Consider the following 19,327-nt stretch of genomic DNA (forward strand, 5'->3'; position numbering starts at 1 on the left):
AGGTTGCCGCCGATGTCAACCACGGAAAGCCCGGCCGCCCGGCGGCCGGGGACATGTCCACGGCCGGAGGGACTGCCCCGGCCGGACCGGTGTCTGGTGATGGGCATCCTCAACGTGACACCCGACTCCTTCTCCGACGGCGGCCTGTACGCGCGGACCCGGCAGGCGATCGACCGAGGGCTGGAGCTTGCCGCCCAGGGCGCGGACATCGTCGACGTGGGCGGCGAGTCGACCCGGCCGGGAGCTCGGCCCGTGGCCGTGGCCGAGGAACTGGCCCGGACCGTCCCGGTGGTGAGTGAACTCGCCCGCGCCGGGGTGCGCGTGAGCATCGACACGATGCACGCCCCCGTGGCCCGGGCCGCCGTCGAAGCGGGAGCGTGTCTGGTCAACGACGTCAGCGGCGGTCTGGCCGACCCGGACATGGCGCCGGCGATCGCCGCGGCCGGCGTCCCGTACGTCGCCACGCACTGGCGTGCGCCCAGCCGGGAGATGGACCGCCACGCCGAGTACCGTGACGTCGTCGCCGAGGTCGCGGCCGAACTCGACGCGCGGGTGAGGCAGTTGACGGCCCAGGGGATCGACCCGGCCCGCCTCGTCCTCGACCCCGGACTCGGCTTCTCCAAACGGACCGAGCACGACTGGACGCTCCTGGCCGGCCTGGGGACTCTGCGGCAACTGGGGTTCCCCCTGCTCGTCGGCGCGTCGAGAAAACGCTTCATCGGCGCGGCCCTCGCGAACGGAGGGGCCGGCGACGTGCCGCCCGGAGGGCGGGACCAGGCGACGGCCGCCGTCTCCGCGCTCGCCGCCGCGGCGGGAGCGTTCTGCGTCCGCGTGCACGACGTCCGCGCGAGCCTCGACGCGGTGCGCATGGCCGCCGCGTACGCGGCGCCCCGATCGTGACGGGCCCGGCCCTGGGAGCCCGTGGATGCCCAGGGAGGCCCATGGGCTCCCGCGCGTCTCCGTGAGCGCCGGTGAGTGTCCGCAGGATGCAAGTGGCGCACGCAATGCATTCGTAACGCCGTAGTCACCTGAACGAGGTTGCTGCGCTAACGTGCTGGATCGATATAGCACTAGATCGATCTAGTTCACGCTGGAACACATTCCGGCGAACGACGAGAAGGACCCGCAGATGACAATCCCCTCCCTCCAGGACGGCATCGACAAGGCCGGATCGGCGATCAATCTGCTGTGGAAGCCGGGCGCCGAGCCGTGGACCCCCGAGGTGGTCGAGCGCGAGTACTCCGGCTGGCGCCAGGAGCAGACCGCGTGGCACGACGGCGTGGCCCTGCTCAACCTCTCGCACCACATGTACGACATGTGGATCGAGGGCCCGGACGCCACGCGGGCGCTGGCCGACCACGGTGCCAACAACTTCGAGAAGTTCGCCATCGGCCAGGCCAAGCAGTACGTGCCGGTCACCCGGAGCGGCCACATCGTCACCGACGGGATCCTCGCCCGCGAGGGCGAGAACAAGTACCTGCTCACCGGCATCCCGGCCGCGCAGCACTGGGTGCAGTACCACGCGGAGAAGGGCGGCTACGACGTCGGATTCGTCACCGACCCGTCCTCCGCCTTCCGCCAGGGCGGCGGCGACCCGAAACTGTTCCGCTACCAGATCCAGGGCCCGCTGGCCGCGGAACTGGTCGAGCGCGCCTTCGGCGGACCGCTGCCGGAGACGAAGTTCTTCCACTCCACCGCGGTCACCCTCGACGGACGTCCCCTTCGCGCCCTGCGCCACGGCATGGCAGGCCAGGCCGGTTTCGAGTTCAGCGGCCTCTGGGAGCACGCCGCGTACGTCCACGAGAAGTTCCTGAAGACCGGCGAGCCGCTCGGCCTGGTCCAGGTGGGCGCCCTGGCGTACACCACGCCGAGCGTGGAGAGCGGCTGGATCCCCTCTCCGGTGCCCGGCATCTACACCGACCCCGAACTGCTGGACTACCGCAGGCAGTTGCCCCTGTTCGGCATCGAGGGCAAACGTCCGCTGAACGGCAGCCACTTCAGCGAGGACATCGAGGACTACTACGTCTCCCCGTACGAGCTGGGCTACGGGAAGATGATCTCCTTCAACCACGACTTCATCGGGCGGGACGCCCTGGAGAAGGCCAGGGACGAGGTGCGCCGCACCAAGGTCACCCTCGTTCTCGACCCCGACGACGTACGCCGTGTCCTCGGCGACGGCGAGGACCCCGGATTCGTGCTCACCTACGCCCGCCACCGGGTGGAGACCGCCGCGGGTCTCGTCGGTACGACGATGCAGACCGCGTCGATCGACCCGGTGGGCACGGTCCTCGCGCAGACCCTGATCGACTCCGAGCACGCGGCACCGGGCACCGAGGTGACCGTGGTCTGGGGCGAGCACCCCGGTGCCGGCACCGACCCCGAGGCCGACCTCGGATTCCCCCGCATCCGTGCCACCGTGCAGCCCTCCCCGTTCAACCAGCACGCGCGCACCCTCTACCGCCGCGACCGCTGACGACAGCCGGCCGCACGCGCAGCACGTCGGCCCCCGCGCCACCGAGCCCCCTGCCACCGAGCCCTCGTGACGGCGCGCGGGGGCGGCGCAGGGCCCGATCCTCCGCCTCGGCGGTGCCCCGGGTGCCCAGCGGACGCCCCCCGGACGAGAAAGCGAGACGAAAGACGATGACTCCCGCCACCACGACACGAACAACGGTCAGCACGTCACTGCTTGAGGACTTCTCCCTGGAGATGACGGGGAAGGACATCCCCAAACTGGAGGAAGCCAGCGACTCCATTCCCCAGGGCACCCGGATCAACGTCGCCTTCCTCGGCAACGAGGACCTGCAGATGCGCCTGGACGCCGCCCGGGCGGTCAAGCGGCTCGGGTTCGTGCCCGTACCGCACATATCCGCCCGCCGCCTCGGGTCGCGCGACGACTTCGAGCGCTTCCTGGCCGGGCTGCACGCCGACGGCACCTCCGAAAACGTGTTCGTCGTCGGGGGCGACCCGGCACACCCGGAGGGCCCCTACGCCGACTCCCTGTCGCTGATCGAGACCGGGCTGCTGGAGCAGTACGGAGTGCGCCACGTCGGCGTCAGCGGATATCCCGAAGGGCACCCCGCGATCGACGGCGCCACGCTCTGGTCCGCGCTGTGCGACAAGCACGTGGCACTCGCCGAGCAGCCCCTGGAGGGCGGCATCATCACGCAGTTCGGGTTCGACGTCGACCCGGTGCTCGCCTGGGTGGAAGAGGTCCGGAACCGCGGTATCGGGCTCCCGGTCAGGATCGGTGTGCCCGGTCCCGCCGGAGTGCGCCGGCTCATGGGGTACGCGGCGCGGTTCGGCGTCGGCACCAGCGCGTCGGTCGTCAGGAAGTACGGCTTCTCCCTGACCAACCTCATGGGCACCGCGGGCCCTGACCGATTCCTGCACGACCTCGCCGAGGCCCACGATCCGGGCCGCCACGGCGAACTGAAGATCCACTTCTATACGTTCGGCGGGCTCAAGGCCACCTCGGACTGGGCCGCCCGCTTCCGGAAGGAAAGCCTGGCATGACCCTCACGCAAGACGCCCCGGCCCGCACCGCAACGGGCAAGCCGCCCGTCCAGCAGGCCTCGCTCATCGTGCAGGGCGCCGACGCCACGGGCATCGTCGCCGCGGTGACAACCGTCCTCGGCGGTCACGGCGCCAACATCGTCTCCCTCGACCAGTACTCCGACGACCCGCAGGGCGGCGCCTTCTTCCAGCGCACCGTCTTCGGCCTGGACAACCTCCGGGTCGCGCTGCCCGCACTGCGGGCGGACCTCGACCAGCACCTCGTGAACACGTTCGGGCTGAGCTACACACTGCGCGACCTGTCGGTGCCCAAGCGGGTCGCGATCTTCGCCTCGAAGTCCGACCACTGCCTGCTCGACCTGCTCTGGCGCCACCGGCAGGGCCAACTCCCCGTCACCGTCGCCATGGTGGTCTCCAACCACCCCGATGTGGCCGACGAAGTACGCGGTTTCGGCATCCCCTTCTTCCACGTCCCCTGCCAGGGCGCCGACAAGTCCGCCGCCGAGGCCGAGCACCTGCGGCTGCTCCGGGGCAACGTCGACTTCGTCGTCCTCGCCCGCTACATGCAGATCCTCTCCAGCGACTTCATCGACAACGTCGGCGTCCCGATCATCAACATCCACCATTCCTTCCTGCCCGCCTTCATCGGCGCCGGCCCCTACGCCAAGGCCAAGCAGCGGGGAGTGAAACTCGTGGGCGCCACCGCCCACTACGTCACCCAGGACCTCGACGAGGGGCCGATCATCGAGCAGGACGTCGTCCGCGTCACCCACGCCCACACCGCCACCGACCTCACCCGTCGCGGCGCCGACGTGGAACGAGCGGTGCTCTCCCGCGCCGTGCTGTGGCACGCCGAGGACCGCGTCATCCGCGACGGCAACCACACCATCGTCTTCGCCTGACCGAGGGACGCGGGAGATCCCACGGACAGGGAAACCGCCCGGTGCAGGGAATGGACAGTCCTGTCGTGCGCCACACCCCATGCGGCTGGCCGGCCGCCGCGACGGCCGGCCCGGCCACGGCGCCGTACACGCGCGGTCACGGTGACCGCGCCCGGCACACCCCTTTCACCCGGGCGAATCGTTCCTCATCGCAAGAAAGCGGTTCGCCACCATGACCACCACCATCAACGGCACCACCATCGCCCAGCGGATCCGCACACAGGTCGCCGAGGAGGTCGCCACCGCCGCGGGTTCGGGGAGGGTTCCCGGCCTGGCCACCATCCTGGTCGGCGACGATCCGGCCAGCGCCGTGTACGTCGCCGCCAAACGGCGCGCCATCAAGGAAGCCGGCATGCGCGATTTCCACCGTTTCCTGCCCCAGCACGCCACCCAGGACGACGTGGCCCGGGTGATCGACGAACTGGCCGCCGACCCGCGGGTCTCCGGCATCCTGCTCCAGCTCCCGCTGCCCCGGCAGCTCGACGCGGCCACGCTGATCGACCGCATACCCGTCACCAAGGACGTCGACGGCCTCACCACCGCCAGCGCGGGCCTGCTGGCCCGGGGCGAGCGCGGCCTGCGCCCCTGCACACCCAGCGGCGTCATCGAACTCCTCGACGCCGAGGACGTTCCCATCAAGGGCGCCCGCGTCGCCGTGGTCGGCTGGGGCGAACTCGTCGGCAAGCCCCTGACCCACCTGCTGCTGCGGCGCGGAGCGACCGTGACCGTCGCTCACGAGTTCACCACCGACCTCGCGGCCGTCACCCGGCCCGCCGACATCGTCGTGGTCGCCACCGGCGTCCGCGGCCTCATCGGCCCCGAACACGTCGGACCCGGCGCGGTCGTCATCGACGTGGGCATCCACCGCACCCCCGCCGGCCTGAGCGGCGACGTCCGGTCCGCCGAGCTCGACGGCATCGCCGGTCGCATCACTCCGGTCCCCGGCGGTGTGGGTCCCATGACCATAGCCATGCTCATGGTCAACACCCTGCGCGCGGCTCAATGGGGCGCCGAACGCGAGGCCGTCGTGGCCTGAGCACTCCGAAGGCGGGGAAGCCCTGACGAGTTCTGACGGAGCCCTGACGGCTCGATGCGCGCCACGGCAGGCCACATCACGGCACACCACAGGAGGTGGGGAATGGAGCGGCTCGCGCCCATGGCGCTTCTCGGCGGGCATCTCGCGACGGGCCTCATGGACGTCACCAGCGATCCCTCGGCGCTGGACTCCGAGGGCTTCTGGACTGTCGTGGCCGATTTCGAGGGTCACCTGACGTGCGCCAGGTTCAGCGACGTACGACAGGCCGAGGGCCACGTCCTGCCGGCTGCGCCGTGGCGCGGGCCGGGTGCCGGGACGTGGTCCACCTCGCTCGACCGTGTCGCTTACACGAACGGGGTGACGCGTATCCGCGAGCACATCGCCGCGGGTGAGGTCTACCAGGCGAACCTCTGCCGGGTCCTGTCCGCGCCGGTCGCGGGGGACGCCGATGTCGCGGCGCTGGCCGGACTGCTGGCGCGGCACAACCCGGCACCGTACGCCGGTGTCATTCGCATCCCCGGGCACGGCATCGAGGTGGCCACCGCCTCCCCGGAACTCTTCGTGCGGCGCGCCGGCAGGAGCATCGCGTCGGGCCCCATCAAGGGAACCGGCCGGACCGAGGCGGACCTGTTGGAGAAGGACTACGCGGAGAACGTGATGATCGTCGACCTGGTCCGCAACGACCTCGGCCGCGTCTGTGTTCCCGGTTCCGTGGCCGTCCCCGAGCTGTGCGCCGTGGAGAGGCATCCAGGGCTCGTCCACCTCGTGTCCACCGTGCACGGGCGACTGCGCGACGGTGCGGGCTGGCCCGAGCTGCTGGCGGCGACGTTCCCGCCCGGATCGGTCACGGGGGCTCCCAAGGAGAGCGCCCTGCGGATCATCGCCGCACTGGAGACGTCGGCGCGCGGCCCCTACTGCGGCGGGATCGGCTGGGTCGACGCCGACCGAGGCCGCGGGGAACTGGCCGTCGGTATCCGCACCTTCTGGATCGACAGGTCGGCGGGGCTCCTCAGATTCGGCACGGGGGCGGGAATCACCTGGGGTTCGGAGCCCGAGCGGGAGTGGCGGGAAACCGAGCTGAAGGCGCGAAGGCTGCTTTCCATAGCGTCGAGTACCGAAGAAATCAGGTCTGGCTCACGGAATGAAGAACTGAAACGATCTAGCCACGTAGGCTGAGCTCCGACGCTTAATCGTTCTAGAGATGGTTCGCCACTGGTTCGGCGACACCACATGCGGGCGGGTGCGCCCGGTCCGACGGAGAGGAGTGTGCCGCCATGGGCCGTTCCGGCCGAGTGACGTTGACCGACGTGGCGAAGGCGTCCGGCGTGTCGAGGGCCACGGTGAGTTTCGTGCTGAACGACGACCCACGGCAGACGATCTCGGCGGCCACCCGCGAGCGCGTCATGGAGGCCGCCCGGGACCTGGGTTACGTCGCGCACGGCATCGCCCGCGCGCTGCGCGAGGGCTCGTCGCGCATCGTGGTGCTCAACGTCGACTGGGGCATGGAGGGCAACTTCTCCCGGAGCTACGTCCGGGGCCTGGACGAGGAACTGGCCGAGCACGGCCACATCCTCCTGGTCCGGCACGGCCACTCGATCCCGGAGGCCACGCAGCAGGTGCTGGACACCATCGCCCCGAGGGCGGTGCTGCGGCTCGGCGAGGCCTACCTGCGGGGACAGGAGCCGACCGAGGAGGACTGGGAGAGCGGGTTCGCCGCCAACGCCGCGCTGCAGATCGGATACCTCGCCGAACGCGGGCACACCCGGCTCGCGATGGGCATGACCGACCGCGAGTACCCGCTGACCGAGGCCCGGCTCGGATTCGCCCAGGAGGCCGCCCGGCGGCTGGGACTTCCGCCCCTGGAGCGTTTCGTCGTGCCGCGGCCCCGTCAGGCCGGCGCCGCCGCGGTCGGGACGTTCCTCGCCGCCCACACGGACGTGACCGCCCTGGCCGCCTTCGACGACGACATCGCGCTGCGCGCCATGACGGCCCTGAGCGACCTCGGGCTGCGGGTGCCCGAGGACATGGCGGTGATCGGCTTCGACGAGACGGAGTACGGCTCCCTGTCGACCCCCGCGCTCACCACGGTCCACATCGACGCCGAAATCCTCGGACGGATCGCGGCCCGCAACGCCCTCGGCATCGACCCGGGCGAACTGACGCCCCCGCCGGGCACGATCGTGGCCCGCGAGTCGGCGTGATCGCCACGGGCGCGGCTGCGGAACGCGGGCGCCGGGCCTTGGGACGCGAAGGCGAAGGCGAAGGCCGGCCAGGGGCGCGCGGTGTGCGCGGTGTGTCGCGTTCACACGGTGCCTTCGCATCGGCGCCCGCGGGTACTTCACGAGGACGGTGTCGATGCTCTCCTCGTTCAGCCCCTGGGCGAGGGTGATCCTGTCGGTGTGGCCGCGCCGCTGTCGTCCCGTCGGGCCGGACAGGCGAGCCGGCGGACATCGCCGGGACCGCGATCCGCCTCGCGCGGGTGACCACGTCGTCGGCTCCGCGCACGCCCTCGACGGTGGTGACCACGCTCGCCGAACCCGGTGGGACGGTCGGCCCGCCCCTTGAGCGCGGCGCTCCTCAAGAGGGTTCGGGAGAGTTCCGGGAGAGCGCGGCCCGTGCCAACGGCCCATGCACCGACCGGACTTCCCGTCACGGGCGCCGCTGACCCGGCGAGGTCACCCAGGCAGTGCACTCGTCGCCGTGGTCGCGCAGGCCGCGTCCGTACCCGATCACCGGTACGCGCCATGGGCCGGATCGGCGACCTCGGATCTCCGCTCGGCCACTCCGCCACCCCGGAGAGTCGAGCCCGCCAGGGCGGCTTCAGACAACAGGAGTCAGGTCGAGAGGGACCGGCGAGGTCTGCAGGGTCAGGGCGAGCTGTTCGAGATAGCCGCGCATGAGTCCGACGAGGTCGAGCGTGCCTCCGCTCAGTACCCACTGCAGCTGCAGTCCGTCGCTCATGGCGATATAGCGCCGGGCGACGGCCTCATAGTCGATGTCGGCCCTGAGGAAGCCCTGTTCGGCGGTGCTGCGGAGTTCTCCGGCGACCGCCCGCACCACTTGGCCGTAGTGGGTGGCGTACAGGTCGTGAGCGGGGCTGGCCGGGGCGGCGGCCTCCGCAGACATCAGGACGAACAGCTCGATGAGCCCCGGTTGGGTGACCATTCGCTCCGTGATGCTCAGCATCACACGGAAGGGGCGGGTGCCGTCATCGGGCCGGGGCGCTTCCCCCGCCCAGGTGGCGAGCAGGTCGAAGCGGCGGCCGGCGACCGCGACGAGCAGGTGCTTCTTGGTGGGGAAGTGATGCCGCAGCCCGGGCTCGCTGAGGCCGACGTCCGCCGCGATCCGGGCCATCGACGTGCGGTGATAGCCGGTCTCGGCGAAACGCTCGGTGGCGGTGTCCAGGATGGCGTCCTGCCGGGCACGGCCCACCGCGTAGCTTCCGGTTCTTCTCTGCCTCGGCATGGCGGCATCGTACCCAGCCGTAAAAACCATTGCTTCGATGGTTTTTACGACCTACTCTGAACCCGGCCGGTCACCGGACCGACGGGCCGTTCCGTTTGTCACGCCGTCCTTCGCAGCCGGAGGAAGTGCCGGAGGCGACGGTCGCGGTCGCCGCGCACTGAGCCCTCCTCCGCCCGTCGGGCAGCACGTTCCGCCCACAGCGGCGCACGGGCAGCACCTGCGAGGCGCGCACCGGACGGTCGCGCCCCGCTCCTGCACCCGTCTCGCCCTGCCCCGCTCCGCCAGAAGGACGACATGCCCCAGCACCAGTGGACCGCACAGGTCATCGCCGCCCCGTCGGCTTCCCCGGCCGCCGGCACCTCCGACGCACCAGGACCCGGCACACTGCTGCGCACCGGTTTCACCGTGCGCGGGCCAATACGCGCCGCCCGCATGCTGATCACGGCCCTGGGCGTGTACGAGACGGAGCTGAACGGCACGGTCGTCGGCGACGTCGTGCTGGCCCCCGGCTGGACCAGCTATCACCATCGGCACCGCTACCACACGTTCGACGTCACCGGTCTGCTGCGGCCGGGCCCCAACGCCTGGGGCGCCCACGTGGCCGACGGCTGGTACCGCGGGCTGCTCGGCTTCAACGGCGGCACCCGGAAGCTGTACGGCTCGCACACCGGCCTGCTCGCGGAACTCCACATCACCTACGCCGACGGGACCACCCAGACCGTCACCACCGGCCCCGGCTGGCGCTCCGGCAGCGGACCGGTCGTCGCGACCGGGCTGTACGAGGGGGAGACGTACGACGCCCGCCTCGAACAGCCCGGTTGGAGCGCGCCGGGATTCGACGACTCCGCCTGGCTGCCGGTGCGCGTCATCGACGGCTTCGACGCGTCCGCCCTCTTCCCCGCCGACAGCCCGCCGGTCCGCCGGGTCGAGGAGGTCGTACCGGTCGGCGTGAGCAGGAACGGCCAGGGACGCACCGTGGTCGACTTCGGGCAGAACCTGGTCGGACGGCTGCGCATCCGGGTCCGCGGCAAGGCCGGCCACACCGTCACCCTGCGCCACACGGAGGTCCTGGAGAGCGGGACGCCCTCCGCCCGCTCACTGGGAGGCGCCGAGGCCACCGACCGCTATGTCCTGCGGGGCGACGCGCAGCCGGAGGAGTGGGAGCCCCGCTTCACCTTCCACGGCTTCCGCTACGCCGAACTCGAAGGCTGGCCTGGTGAGTTGGGCCCCGGGGACATCACCGCCGTGGTCCTGCACAGCGACCTGCGCCGCACCGGCTGGTTCGCCTGCTCCGACCCTGCCCTGGAACGGCTGCACGAGAACGTCGTGTGGAGCATGCGCGGCAACTTCCTCGACGTGCCCACCGACTGCCCGCAGCGCGACGAGCGGCTGGGCTGGACCGGCGACGCCCAGGTCTTCGCCCCCACCGCCGCCTTCCTGTACGACGTCCGGGACTTCCTCGCCTCCTGGCTGCGGGACCTGGCCGCCGAACAGGCCGCGGACGAGGGCGGTGTACCGCCCGTGATGAGCCCCGCCGTTCCGCTGCGCTTCCAGAGCTCCCCGGCGCCCAGCCGCAACCGGCCCATGGCCGGCTGGGGCGACGCGACCGTCGTCGTCCCATGGACCCTGTACGAGCGGTACGGCGACGCCGAGATCCTGCGTGCCCAGTACCCGTCCATGCGCGGCTGGGTCGACACCGTGGACGCGGTCGCCGGACCGGGTCATGTGTGGGGCGAGGGCTTCCAGTTCGGCGACTGGCTCGACCCGACCGCGCCACCGTCGATGCCACCGAAGTCGAGCACCTCCGGACCGCTGGTCGCCACCGCCTACTTCGCGCACTCGGCCCGGCTGCTGGCCCGTACCGCGGAGGCGCTGGAGGAGAAGGAGGACGCCGCCCGCTATCACGCGCTGGCCGACTCGGTGCGCGAGGCGTTCCGGGACCGCTTCCATCGCGGCGGCGGCCTCCTCCACGAGGAGACCCAGACCGCGTACGCGCTGGCGCTGTGCTTCCGGCTGATCGACGACGACGTCGAACGCGAGCGAGCCGGTGAGCAGTTGGCCGCCCTCGTCGCCGGACGCGGACACCGCATCGGCACCGGCTTCCTCGGGACCCCGCTGATCTGCGACGCGCTCACCGACACCGGCCACGCCGACACCGCCTACCGGCTACTGACCCAACGCGAGTGCCCCTCCTGGCTGTACCAGGTGTACAGCGGCGCCACCACGATCTGGGAACGCTGGGACGCCGTACTGCCCGACGGCAGCCTCAACCCCTCACCCCTGAACTCCCTCAACCACTACTCCTACGGGGCGGTCGCCGACTGGCTTCACCGCACCGTCGCGGGACTGGCGCCCGCCGAGCCCGGCTACCGCCGGATCCGGGTCCGCCCGCTCCCCGGGGGCGGCATCACCTGGGCCGACGCGGCACACGAGACGCCGTACGGCCGCGCGGAGTCCTCGTGGCGGATCGAGAACGGTGAACTGCGGCTGGACGTCCTCGTACCGGACGGCGCCACAGCCACCGTGGAACTGCCCGGCAGCGCGCCGGCCGAGACAGGTCCTGGCCGGCACTCCTTCCGCACCCCCTGGCCCACCACCGCAGAGGACCTCCGATGACCGACCCGTCCTACCCCATCGACCCCGAACTCGCGCCCCGACTGGAGTTCGTCGCGCTGTTCGACTTCGCCGACCACGAGGCCGCACGCGCCGGCATGATCCGGGGACTGGCCTTCCAGCCGCCGTACGAGCCCCCCGTGCCGCTGACCGTCCAGGACGAGCTGGTACCCGGACCTCCGGACGCGCCGCCCGTCGCGGTGCGTGTCCACCGTCCCGCGGGCCAGGACGAGGTCCCGGGACTGCTGTACCTCCACGGCGGCGGATTCGTCCTCGGCTCCATCGCCACCTCGGACGCCGACGCCCGCCGTATGGCAGCGGAGACCGGAGCGGCCGTCGTGCTGGTGGACTACCGTCTCGCGCCCGAACACCCCTACCCCGCCGCGCTCGACGACTGCCTCGCCGCCCTGGAGTGGGTCGCCAAGAACGCGGCGGGTCTGGGCATCGACGCGAACCGGATCGGGGTCTTCGGAGAGAGCGCGGGCGGCGCCCTGGCCGCCGCGCTGACCCTCCTCACCCGGGACCGGGGCGGCCCTGACCTCTGTTTCCAGTGCCTGCTCACCCCCGTGCTCGACGATCGCCTGCTCACCGAGTCGATGCGCGCCTACACCGACACCCCGGGCTGGAGCCGGCCCGACGCCGAACTCAGCTGGGACCACTTTCTCGGAGAAGGCGTACGGGGAGGGGACGACGTGCCTTCCTACGCGGCGCCCGCGCGCGCCGGGAACCTGTCCGGACTGCCGCCCGCGTTCGTCGGCGCCGCCCAGTTCGACCCGCTGCGCGACGAGGCCATCGCCTACGCCCAGCGGCTCGCGCAGGCCGCCGTACTCACCGAACTGCGTTTGTACCCGGGTACGTTCCACGGCGCCAACCAGGGCAGCCGGGCCGCCGTGGCCGTCCGGATGAACACGGACGTGATCGCGGCCCTCCGCCGGGGCCTGCACCACCCGCGCTGAGCAGCACCGCCGGTGAACATGTGGTGCGGTCCGGCGAATGACGCGGACGGACAATTCCTCGCTCGGGCGCCGCGAGGACGAGTGGGCCGTCGTGGCCGCTGTCAGGCTCTGCGGCACGCGGTCCGCGCCGATCCGTCACGCGCACACACGTCGGCGCGACGTCGGCGTCCTGTCGAGGCGAGCGTGCCTCGGTTCCGTACCAACCAGGTCCGCCGGGTGTCGGCCTCTCCTTCTCCTTCCGTCCGGGCTCCTTCTGTCTATGCGGGCGTCGGGTGGACGAGACGGCCCTGGAAGATCAGCGAGGCGGCCTGTTTGAGGCGGCGGACCCGGATGCTGACCTCGTAGGCGTCGATACCGTCGATGGCGGCGACGCGAGTCGTGAGGTAGCGGTAGAAGTCCTCGGCGTCGCGGCAGATGACACTGGCCATCAGGTTGTGGTGACCGCTGATGGCTCCGGCGAAGGCGACCTCGGCGTGCCGGGCGAGTTGCTCCCCGGCCTGCTGGAGCCGGGCGGGGGCGACGCGCAGCCAGAGGGTGGCGTTGAGGGTGTGTCCCAGGCGCTCTGGGAGCAGTTCTACGTCGTAGAAGAGGGTGCCCGAAGTTTCCAGTGCCTCCAGGCGGCGGGCGACGCGGGCGTTCGACCAGCCGGTGAGTTCGGCGAGGCGGGTCTGGGTGGTGCGGCCGTCCTCGGCGAGGGCGTCGAGCAGCGGGGCGTCCTCGTCGGTGGGCGGCCGTGGTGGTGCGGCGGGGGCAGGGGCCCGGTCGGCGGTGAGCTGCCGTACCTGGTCGGGGGTGAGGCCGGTGCCGTAGCCGGTCCATTCGCTGGTGCCGGTATCGCCGAAGGCGTGCAGCATGAGGTCGATGCTGACGTCGAGGACGGAGGCGGAGCGGGGCAGTTGGCGCAGGAGGATGTCGTCGCGGGGTGCCTCGACGGGGGAGCGGACCGTGCAGATGATCTCCGAGCCGCCGGATGCGAGGTTGGCGTAGGCGATGTCCGGCCGCTTGGCCAGGGAGTCCGCCAGGGGGCCGACCCGGTCGGGGCGGGAGCGGATGCGGGCCACCCAATGGGCATTCCCGTGCACCGCCGGGTTGACCAGGCCCACCACTCGCATCACCCCGCTGCGGCGCAGGGCGTGGTAGCGGCGGGCGGCCGTCTGCTCCGACACGCCCGTCACCTCTCCGATGCGCCGGAACGGAAGACGGGGAGCGCACTGGAGAGTGTGGAGGATTTTTCTGTCCACCTCGTCAATCATGAGTGGATTCTGTCATGAGGCAGTCGTGGGGTAGGTGTTTCTGTTCGTTTCGGGCTGTGAAGTTCATTTTTGTGGGCTGCGAGACGGATGCTGGTCATGTCCTTAAAGAAAGGGCGTGACTCCCATGAGCACGTGGCTGGCGCCGACGGCGGCCTGCATCGGCACGTTCGTCCTGCTGATGCACCTCACGACGGCGGGCGTGCCGCCGTCCCACCTGGCGGCGGCCTCCCGCACCGGTCTCTCCCGCCTCCAGCGGGTGATCGGTGACGTGGCCCCGGGGACCTCGGCGGTGTTCCCCGGAGTCTGCGGTCCAGCCGCCGGCCAGGGCACCGTCACCGCCCACTGACCGGCGAGGAACACCCCGGACGCCAACCGGACCGGGCGGACACCGGCCGCGCAGGCCACGACGGACTGTCCACCCACCGACACCTGCGGGACGCACTCGGCCGCGTTCCGCAGACGGGGCCCCGAGCCCCATACCTCAACCGATTGCGGCGCAATCAGCCGTACGGCAGAAAACGGAGAGTTTCCGTGAACGTCACCACAGCGGCGAGCGGGCAGACGGACAGGCGGGCGGCCACCATCGTCATGGCCTGCCTCGGCGTGTTCGTCGCCTACCTGCCGATCACCACGGTCGCCGTCAGCCTGCCCGCCATCCAGCGGGCACTGCACACCTCGACCGCGCAACTGTCCTGGGTCCAGGACGCGTTCGTCCTGCCCATGGCCGCCTTCATCCTCACCGCCGGTCTCTTCGGCGACGTCCACGGCCGCAAGAAGGTGTTCCAGGCAGGCCTGTTCTTCTGCGCGGCCGGTGCGACGGTCGCCCTGTGCGCCCACAACGTCCAGACGCTGTGGGCGGGGCAGGCACTGGCCGGTCTGGGCTCGGCCGCACTGCTGCCCACGACACTGGCGCTGATCAGCCACGCGGTGCCCGACTTCCGTGAGCGCGGCAAGTTCATCGGCATGTGGGCCATGGCCCTGCTCGCCGCCCTCGCAGTCGGCCCGGTCGTCGCAGGCGTCATCCTCGACCACTACTCGTGGCGCTGGATCTACCTGCTGTCCATCCCGCTCCCGCTGGTCGCGATGGCCGTCGCCGCCCCGCTGCTGACCGACTCCCGTGCCCCGCACGGACGCAAGCTCGACTGGCCCGGCCAGATCACCGCGGCCGTCGCCGTCACCGCCCTGGTCTACGGCGTGATCGAGGGCGGCGCCGAGTCCTTCACCACACCGAAGGTGATCGCCGCCCTCACCCTGGGTGTGGCCGCGCTGGTCGCGTTCGTCGTGGCGGAGAAGCGCAGCACCAGCCCCATGCTGGATCTGGCGGTCTTCCGCAGCGCGGCCTTCACCGCCACCGCCCTCATCGCCCTGATCACCTTCCTCGGACTGATCGGCTTCTTCTTCGTCCTCAGCCTGTACTTCGGCATGGTGCAGCAACTCGGCACCCTGGAGGCCGGCGCCCGCCTGTTGCTCGTCCCGGCCGCCGCGATCGTGTCCGGGGCACCGGCCGGACGAATGATGCACCGCGTCTCCGCCCGCGTCATGATCACCGCCGGGCTGTTGCTGGTCGCCGGTTCCCTCCTGGCCCTGACGAACATCGACGCCGACACCTCCTACGGATCGATCGCCTGGCGGCTGATCGTGCTCGGCCTGGGCCTCGGCCTTGTCACCACCCCGATGACGGCCACGGCGGTCGCCGCCGTACCGCATCACCTGGCGGGCATGGCCTCGGCCGCCAACAACGCCTTCCGCCAGGTCGGCGGCGCACTCGGCCCGGCCGTCCTCGGCGCCCTGCTCTCCACCCGAGCCGTCCACTCCCTGCCCGGGCACCTCGCCGACGCCGGGGTGACCGGCACCCAGGCCCATACTGTGGTGGCCACCGCGAAGACGGGTGGTCTGGGCGCGGTCGCCGGGATGAACCTGGGATCGACGGCCGGTCAGGTCTACGGCGCCCTGGGTGACTCCCTCCTGGACGGCCTCCGGCTCTGCTTCGTCGTGGCGGCGGTACTGGTGCTGATAGCGGCCGTGTGCGCGGTCACCCTCCTGCGGCGTCCCAGGCAGACCCGCGTGGGTGCGGCGGAGGCCGTGGACACGGCCCGGCGGCACGACCGCAGCCCGGAACCCTCCGCGGAGAAGGCCGGCGCCGGCTCCCCGCTCGGCTGACCGTACGACGGGACGGGTCGTCGTCCACGCCGGTCAGCCCCGGCCCAGGACGACGATCCGCCCCCGCGCCGGAAGTGGATCACTGACATCGAACCCGAGGACACCCCGTGCGGCGGAGACGCGGCCGGGGGCCTCGGCTTCGGTGCGCGGGGCGGCCGGGACAGCCGAACACCGGGTACCTGCACGCCCTGTCAGTCATCACTCGTAATTCGTGATTCGCAACTCGTCACTGGTCGCCTGTCCGCCCGGCCACCAGCCCGTCGGGCCGGCGGCGATCATCACAGGGGCGGGCACGACTGCCGTCGTCGCCGGGGTGAGGCGGGCGCCGACGGTCCCGTCGAGGCCGATCGTGCCCTGCGCATCCTCGTAGGTGACCTCGCCGAGTTGTCCGGCGGCGCGCGGTTCGGCGCCGGCCGTCCTCCCCTCGGTGCGGGAGGCGGCGGGGAGTTGGGCGCTCGCCTCGACGGCTCCGGCGCGGAGGGTCCGGTTGCTCTCGGGGCGGCTTCGATCCGCGGGAAGCTGTCGCCGCGTCACGCGTCGATGTCGGGAACGGTCGGACCCGGCGCGGAGGGGCCGAACTTCCGCATCGTGCTCCTTGGCGCAGACGGGCGGAGGGCCGCGAGCGTGGGTTGCTCACAAGGTCGTCCTCTAACCTCGTGCAGGGACACATCGGATGCGGTGTGGAGCGCAGTGAGGAGGCGACGATGCTCGGCAGGGGTACACAGTTTCTCGCGGGTGCGCTGACACTGGCCTGCGTCGTGCTTGTCGGCCCCAGCGCACCGGGCGACGCCCTGTTCGGGAGGGCACTGCCTGTCGACGCCGTGAGGGATATCGTACCGAACCGGGTCATGACGTGGAACATCTGCAACCCCTGCGAGGCGAGCAACGTCGACCGGGCAGCGCAGATCGCCGAGTACGCGCCCCAGGTCATCGGCCTGCAAGAAGCGTGCGTGCGTGACGTCGAGGCGATCCGGGACGATCTGGAGAACCTTCACGGGCTGGTCTACCACGTCGAGTACGGGACGGTTCTTCAGAGTTGGGGACGCTGCGGGGGAGTGCCGTGGAGCCCGGGAGCCTTCGGCCAGGCGATCCTCTCCGCGGCACCGATGACGGACCGCGTCAAAGTGGAATACCCCGACGGCGGGTCCGAGGACCGCGGGTACGTGGCAGTCACCACGATGGTCGGGGGCCGCCCTGTCCGGGTCTTCAACACGCACCTCGCCCAAAGACGTCAGGAAGCAGTGCGAGCGAAGCAGGTCCAGGTGCTCGCCGCAGCTGTCGCCCGGCATGAGCGCGCGATCGTTCTCGGCGATTTCAACGCGGTGCCGGACGCTCCCGAACTCGCCCCGATGTGGGCACAGGCCTCGGACACGGACACCCGATGTCAGGCCTCGTCCATCGGCACGTGTGAGCCGACCACCGACTGGAACAGCAAGTTCGACTACGTCTTCCTGCGAGGCATCGCTCCGCTCCTGCGCCGGGTGCAGCCCACCGACTACTCGGACCACCATCTGCTGTACACGGACCTCGACCCGACCTAACAACCTCTCCGCCCCGCTCAACTACTGGGTCGGCGGCGGGCAGATCAACGTCAGTGTGCCGGGCACCGTGCCCAACACGAACGACTCCGTCGTCTGCGTCGAGGTCAACGGGATGCCGGCCGTCCTCGCAGACGGTGTCTACCGGCTTGTCTGCGCCCAGAGCGGCAAGGCTCTCGACAACGGCAACACCGGCGGCGACGGCAGCCCGATCATCCAGTGGACCGTCAACGGCGGTACGTCGCAGCAGTGGACGGTCACCGATCAGGGCCACGGCTGCTACAGGCTTGTCTGCGTCCGCAGCGGCAAGGTCCTGGACGACAACAACAGCACGTCCGACAGCGGAGGGATGGTGCAGCGGACCGGCGACGGCGGCCATCAGCAGCAGTGGGCTGTCACCGCGCTGGGCGGCGCCGCGTTCGGGCTCGTCAACCGGCACAGCGGCAAGGCGCTGGACAACGCCAACAACGGTGCGGACGGGACCCAGGTCATCCAGTGGACACCCAACGGCGGCGCCCCGCAGCAGTGGAACATGACCAAGCTCGGCTGAGCGGCCCCGGGGTGGCGCGCCCAGGCCCGCCACCCCGGGGGTACACGCCACCGACGTGACCATCGCAGGGCAACCCGTTCCGGCCCGGCCGAAGATCGGCGGCAACCTTTTCGCCGGCTGTGGCCACTGAACAGTGCAACAGCAACAGGCTCTTCCGAACGGATGGACATGCAAGAAACACGCCGGGCCGCACGGCAGCGCAGGCGCAGACGCGGGCTGATGGTCGGCAGCGCCGCGGGGCTGGCCGTCACAGGACTGCTCGTCTGCCTGGTCATCACGATGCAACCCGACGGCAGCAGGAATGCCGGGCCCGCCCCGGCCACCGCCGTGGCCGACTCCCAGGAGACTCCCGCGCCGACGTCGCCGGAAAAGAAGCCCGCCACGGCCTCCCCGTCGGCCGCTTCCGCGACTCCGTCGGCCGGTACCGCGTCCCCCACGGCGAGCGCCACGACCCCGAAGGCTTCCGCGACCCCGTCGGCGGTACCGACGTCCGCCTCGCCGAGGACGGCCACCGCCACTTCATCCCTGGCCGGACGGATCCGGCCCAAGAGCACCTACCAGGGAGTCGCCACTGTCTACCAGGCCGGGGTGGGGGACGGCGCCTGCTCGTACGGCCCGAGCGACGACATGATGATCGCCGCGATGAATACCACCGACTACGAGACGTCGGCAGCCTGCGGGGCGTACGTGCTCGTCCGCGCGGCGAACGGCGCCTCCGTCACGGTCAAGATCACCAACGAGTGCCCCCTGCCCTGCGCTCCCGGGCAACTCGACCTGAGCGAACAGGCCTTCGCCAAACTGGTCCCTGTCTCGACCGGCCGGATCGCGATCACCTGGAGTCTGCTGAGCTCCGACACGGCGGGCACGATCTCGATCCGCTACAAGATCGGGTCCAGCGCCTACTGGTGCGGCATCCAGGCAATCGGCCATCGCAACCCGCTCGCCAGGCTGGAGGTCCGCACCAGCGGCGGATGGCGTCAACTGACCCGCACCGACTACAACTACTTCCTCTCCCCTGACGGCAGCGGGTGCGGCGGAGCGATCAGGCTCACCGACATCTACGGAGAACGGCTGACCGTCAACGGGATCGCTGTGCGCCCGGATGTCGTGCAGCCGACAGGGGTCCAGTTCGCACGGCACTGACCCCGCCGACAGCAACGGGCCCCCTCCGGACCGGCCGTGGACCGGTTACGGCGCGGCCGTGCGGGCCGACCCGGGCACGGGCGTCGGTCTGCCGGAGGGGGCCCGGACTCCGCGGAGCCGGGGGCGTTCCGAGGCCTCCGGGGTCCGCCGGTCCGCGTG

The 19,327-nt window shown here is 71.1% G+C and carries 17 protein-coding genes; 14 read left to right on the forward strand and 3 right to left on the reverse strand.

Annotated elements, in window-relative coordinates; genetic code table 11:
- Window positions 1–12: 12 nt before the first annotated feature.
- From folP to OG595_RS42980, 7 genes are all read left to right on the forward strand, one after another.
- On the forward strand, window positions 13–900 hold the full coding sequence (gene folP / locus OG595_RS42950; protein WP_329281972.1) for a dihydropteroate synthase: 888 nt from the start codon (window positions 13–15) through the stop codon (window positions 898–900).
- A 229-nt stretch (window positions 901–1,129) separates the two neighbouring features.
- Window positions 1,130–2,473 carry an aminomethyl transferase family protein gene (locus OG595_RS42955; protein ID WP_329281973.1) on the forward strand — a complete coding sequence of 448 codons (1,344 nt, stop codon included), beginning with the start codon at window positions 1,130–1,132 and terminating at the stop codon, window positions 2,471–2,473.
- Window positions 2,474–2,640: 167 nt separating this feature from the next.
- The gene (locus OG595_RS42960; protein ID WP_329281975.1) at window positions 2,641–3,513 is read left to right on the forward strand and encodes a methylenetetrahydrofolate reductase; all 873 of its coding nucleotides are present in this window, start codon (window positions 2,641–2,643) and stop codon (window positions 3,511–3,513) included.
- Entirely contained in the window at window positions 3,510–4,415 is a 906-nt protein-coding gene (gene purU, locus OG595_RS42965) for a formyltetrahydrofolate deformylase (protein WP_329281977.1), read from the forward strand. The genes OG595_RS42960 and purU overlap by 4 nt, the downstream gene beginning before the upstream one ends.
- A 211-nt stretch (window positions 4,416–4,626) precedes the next feature.
- Window positions 4,627–5,490, forward strand: a complete 864-nt coding sequence (locus tag OG595_RS42970) for a bifunctional 5,10-methylenetetrahydrofolate dehydrogenase/5,10-methenyltetrahydrofolate cyclohydrolase (RefSeq protein WP_329281978.1) — start codon at window positions 4,627–4,629, stop codon at window positions 5,488–5,490.
- A 102-nt stretch (window positions 5,491–5,592) separates the two neighbouring features.
- Window positions 5,593–6,666 carry a chorismate-binding protein gene (locus OG595_RS42975; RefSeq protein ID WP_329281979.1) on the forward strand — a complete coding sequence of 358 codons (1,074 nt, stop codon included), beginning with the start codon at window positions 5,593–5,595 and terminating at the stop codon, window positions 6,664–6,666.
- 98 nt (window positions 6,667–6,764) lie between these two features.
- The gene (locus OG595_RS42980; protein WP_329281981.1) at window positions 6,765–7,691 is read left to right on the forward strand and encodes a LacI family DNA-binding transcriptional regulator; all 927 of its coding nucleotides are present in this window, start codon (window positions 6,765–6,767) and stop codon (window positions 7,689–7,691) included.
- 619 nt (window positions 7,692–8,310) lie between these two features.
- Here OG595_RS42980 and OG595_RS42985 read toward each other — a convergent pair.
- Window positions 8,311–8,955 (reverse strand): TetR/AcrR family transcriptional regulator, encoded by a 645-nt coding sequence (locus tag OG595_RS42985; RefSeq protein WP_329281983.1) that lies wholly within the window; start codon window positions 8,953–8,955, stop codon window positions 8,311–8,313.
- Between the two features lie 294 nt (window positions 8,956–9,249).
- On the opposite strand from OG595_RS42985, the gene OG595_RS42990 reads away from it, so the two are divergent.
- Window positions 9,250–11,571, forward strand: a complete 2,322-nt coding sequence (locus tag OG595_RS42990) for a glycoside hydrolase family 78 protein (RefSeq protein ID WP_329281985.1) — start codon at window positions 9,250–9,252, stop codon at window positions 11,569–11,571.
- Entirely contained in the window at window positions 11,568–12,524 is a 957-nt protein-coding gene (locus OG595_RS42995) for an alpha/beta hydrolase (RefSeq protein WP_329281986.1), read from the forward strand. Before OG595_RS42990 ends, OG595_RS42995 begins: the two co-directional genes overlap by 4 nt.
- A 257-nt stretch (window positions 12,525–12,781) precedes the next feature.
- Here the strand turns inward: OG595_RS42995 and OG595_RS43000 are convergent, their stop codons facing one another.
- On the reverse strand, window positions 12,782–13,777 hold the full coding sequence (locus tag OG595_RS43000) for an Lrp/AsnC family transcriptional regulator (RefSeq protein ID WP_329281988.1): 996 nt from the start codon (window positions 13,775–13,777) through the stop codon (window positions 12,782–12,784).
- Between the two features lie 124 nt (window positions 13,778–13,901).
- Here OG595_RS43000 and OG595_RS43005 point away from each other — a divergent pair, with 124 nt between their 5' ends.
- The gene (locus OG595_RS43005) at window positions 13,902–14,123 is read left to right on the forward strand and encodes a hypothetical protein (RefSeq protein ID WP_329281990.1); all 222 of its coding nucleotides are present in this window, start codon (window positions 13,902–13,904) and stop codon (window positions 14,121–14,123) included.
- A 185-nt stretch (window positions 14,124–14,308) separates the two neighbouring features.
- Window positions 14,309–15,937, forward strand: coding sequence for an MFS transporter (locus OG595_RS43010; RefSeq protein WP_443073304.1), 1,629 nt, complete (start codon window positions 14,309–14,311; stop codon window positions 15,935–15,937).
- A gap of 198 nt (window positions 15,938–16,135) precedes the next feature.
- Here the strand turns inward: OG595_RS43010 and OG595_RS43015 are convergent, their stop codons facing one another.
- Window positions 16,136–16,471: a hypothetical protein gene (locus tag OG595_RS43015; RefSeq protein WP_329281992.1), complete on the reverse strand. Its 336-nt coding sequence runs from the start codon at window positions 16,469–16,471 to the stop codon at window positions 16,136–16,138.
- A 170-nt stretch (window positions 16,472–16,641) separates the two neighbouring features.
- On the opposite strand from OG595_RS43015, the gene OG595_RS43020 reads away from it, so the two are divergent.
- The 3 genes from OG595_RS43020 (at window position 16,642) to OG595_RS43030 (ending at window position 19,168) form a co-directional block, all read left to right on the forward strand.
- Complete coding sequence (locus tag OG595_RS43020; protein WP_329281993.1) at window positions 16,642–17,478, forward strand: endonuclease/exonuclease/phosphatase family protein; 837 nt, start codon at window positions 16,642–16,644, stop codon at window positions 17,476–17,478.
- Between the two features lie 67 nt (window positions 17,479–17,545).
- A complete protein-coding gene (locus tag OG595_RS43025; RefSeq protein ID WP_329281995.1) occupies window positions 17,546–18,025 on the forward strand; it encodes an RICIN domain-containing protein in 480 nt (159 codons plus the stop codon).
- A gap of 168 nt (window positions 18,026–18,193) precedes the next feature.
- A complete protein-coding gene (locus OG595_RS43030; protein ID WP_443073305.1) occupies window positions 18,194–19,168 on the forward strand; it encodes an expansin EXLX1 family cellulose-binding protein in 975 nt (324 codons plus the stop codon).
- Window positions 19,169–19,327 lie beyond the last annotated feature (159 nt).

It is taken from the genome of Streptomyces sp. NBC_01451, assembly GCF_036227485.1.
Classification (GTDB): Bacteria; Actinomycetota; Actinomycetes; order Streptomycetales; family Streptomycetaceae; genus Streptomyces.

What these genes read in the sequence shown, in the direction of transcription:
- folP (WP_329281972.1), top strand. Translation starts at nt 13, where the DNA reads ATGTCAACCACGGAAAGCCCGGCCGCCCGGCGGCCGGGGACATGTCCA.
- OG595_RS43000 (WP_329281988.1), bottom strand. Translation starts at nt 13,777, where the DNA reads ATGATTGACGAGGTGGACAGAAAAATCCTCCACACTCTCCAGTGCGCT.
- OG595_RS42970 (WP_329281978.1), top strand. Translation starts at nt 4,627, where the DNA reads ATGACCACCACCATCAACGGCACCACCATCGCCCAGCGGATCCGCACA.
- OG595_RS43020 (WP_329281993.1), top strand. Translation starts at nt 16,642, where the DNA reads ATGCTCGGCAGGGGTACACAGTTTCTCGCGGGTGCGCTGACACTGGCC.
- OG595_RS42995 (WP_329281986.1), top strand. Translation starts at nt 11,568, where the DNA reads ATGACCGACCCGTCCTACCCCATCGACCCCGAACTCGCGCCCCGACTG.
- OG595_RS42975 (WP_329281979.1), top strand. Translation starts at nt 5,593, where the DNA reads ATGGAGCGGCTCGCGCCCATGGCGCTTCTCGGCGGGCATCTCGCGACG.
- OG595_RS42955 (WP_329281973.1), top strand. Translation starts at nt 1,130, where the DNA reads ATGACAATCCCCTCCCTCCAGGACGGCATCGACAAGGCCGGATCGGCG.
- OG595_RS42985 (WP_329281983.1), bottom strand. Translation starts at nt 8,955, where the DNA reads ATGCCGAGGCAGAGAAGAACCGGAAGCTACGCGGTGGGCCGTGCCCGG.
- OG595_RS43030 (WP_443073305.1), top strand. Translation starts at nt 18,194, where the DNA reads ATGCAAGAAACACGCCGGGCCGCACGGCAGCGCAGGCGCAGACGCGGG.
- purU (WP_329281977.1), top strand. Translation starts at nt 3,510, where the DNA reads ATGACCCTCACGCAAGACGCCCCGGCCCGCACCGCAACGGGCAAGCCG.
- OG595_RS42980 (WP_329281981.1), top strand. Translation starts at nt 6,765, where the DNA reads ATGGGCCGTTCCGGCCGAGTGACGTTGACCGACGTGGCGAAGGCGTCC.
- OG595_RS42960 (WP_329281975.1), top strand. Translation starts at nt 2,641, where the DNA reads ATGACTCCCGCCACCACGACACGAACAACGGTCAGCACGTCACTGCTT.
- OG595_RS43005 (WP_329281990.1), top strand. Translation starts at nt 13,902, where the DNA reads ATGAGCACGTGGCTGGCGCCGACGGCGGCCTGCATCGGCACGTTCGTC.
- OG595_RS42990 (WP_329281985.1), top strand. Translation starts at nt 9,250, where the DNA reads ATGCCCCAGCACCAGTGGACCGCACAGGTCATCGCCGCCCCGTCGGCT.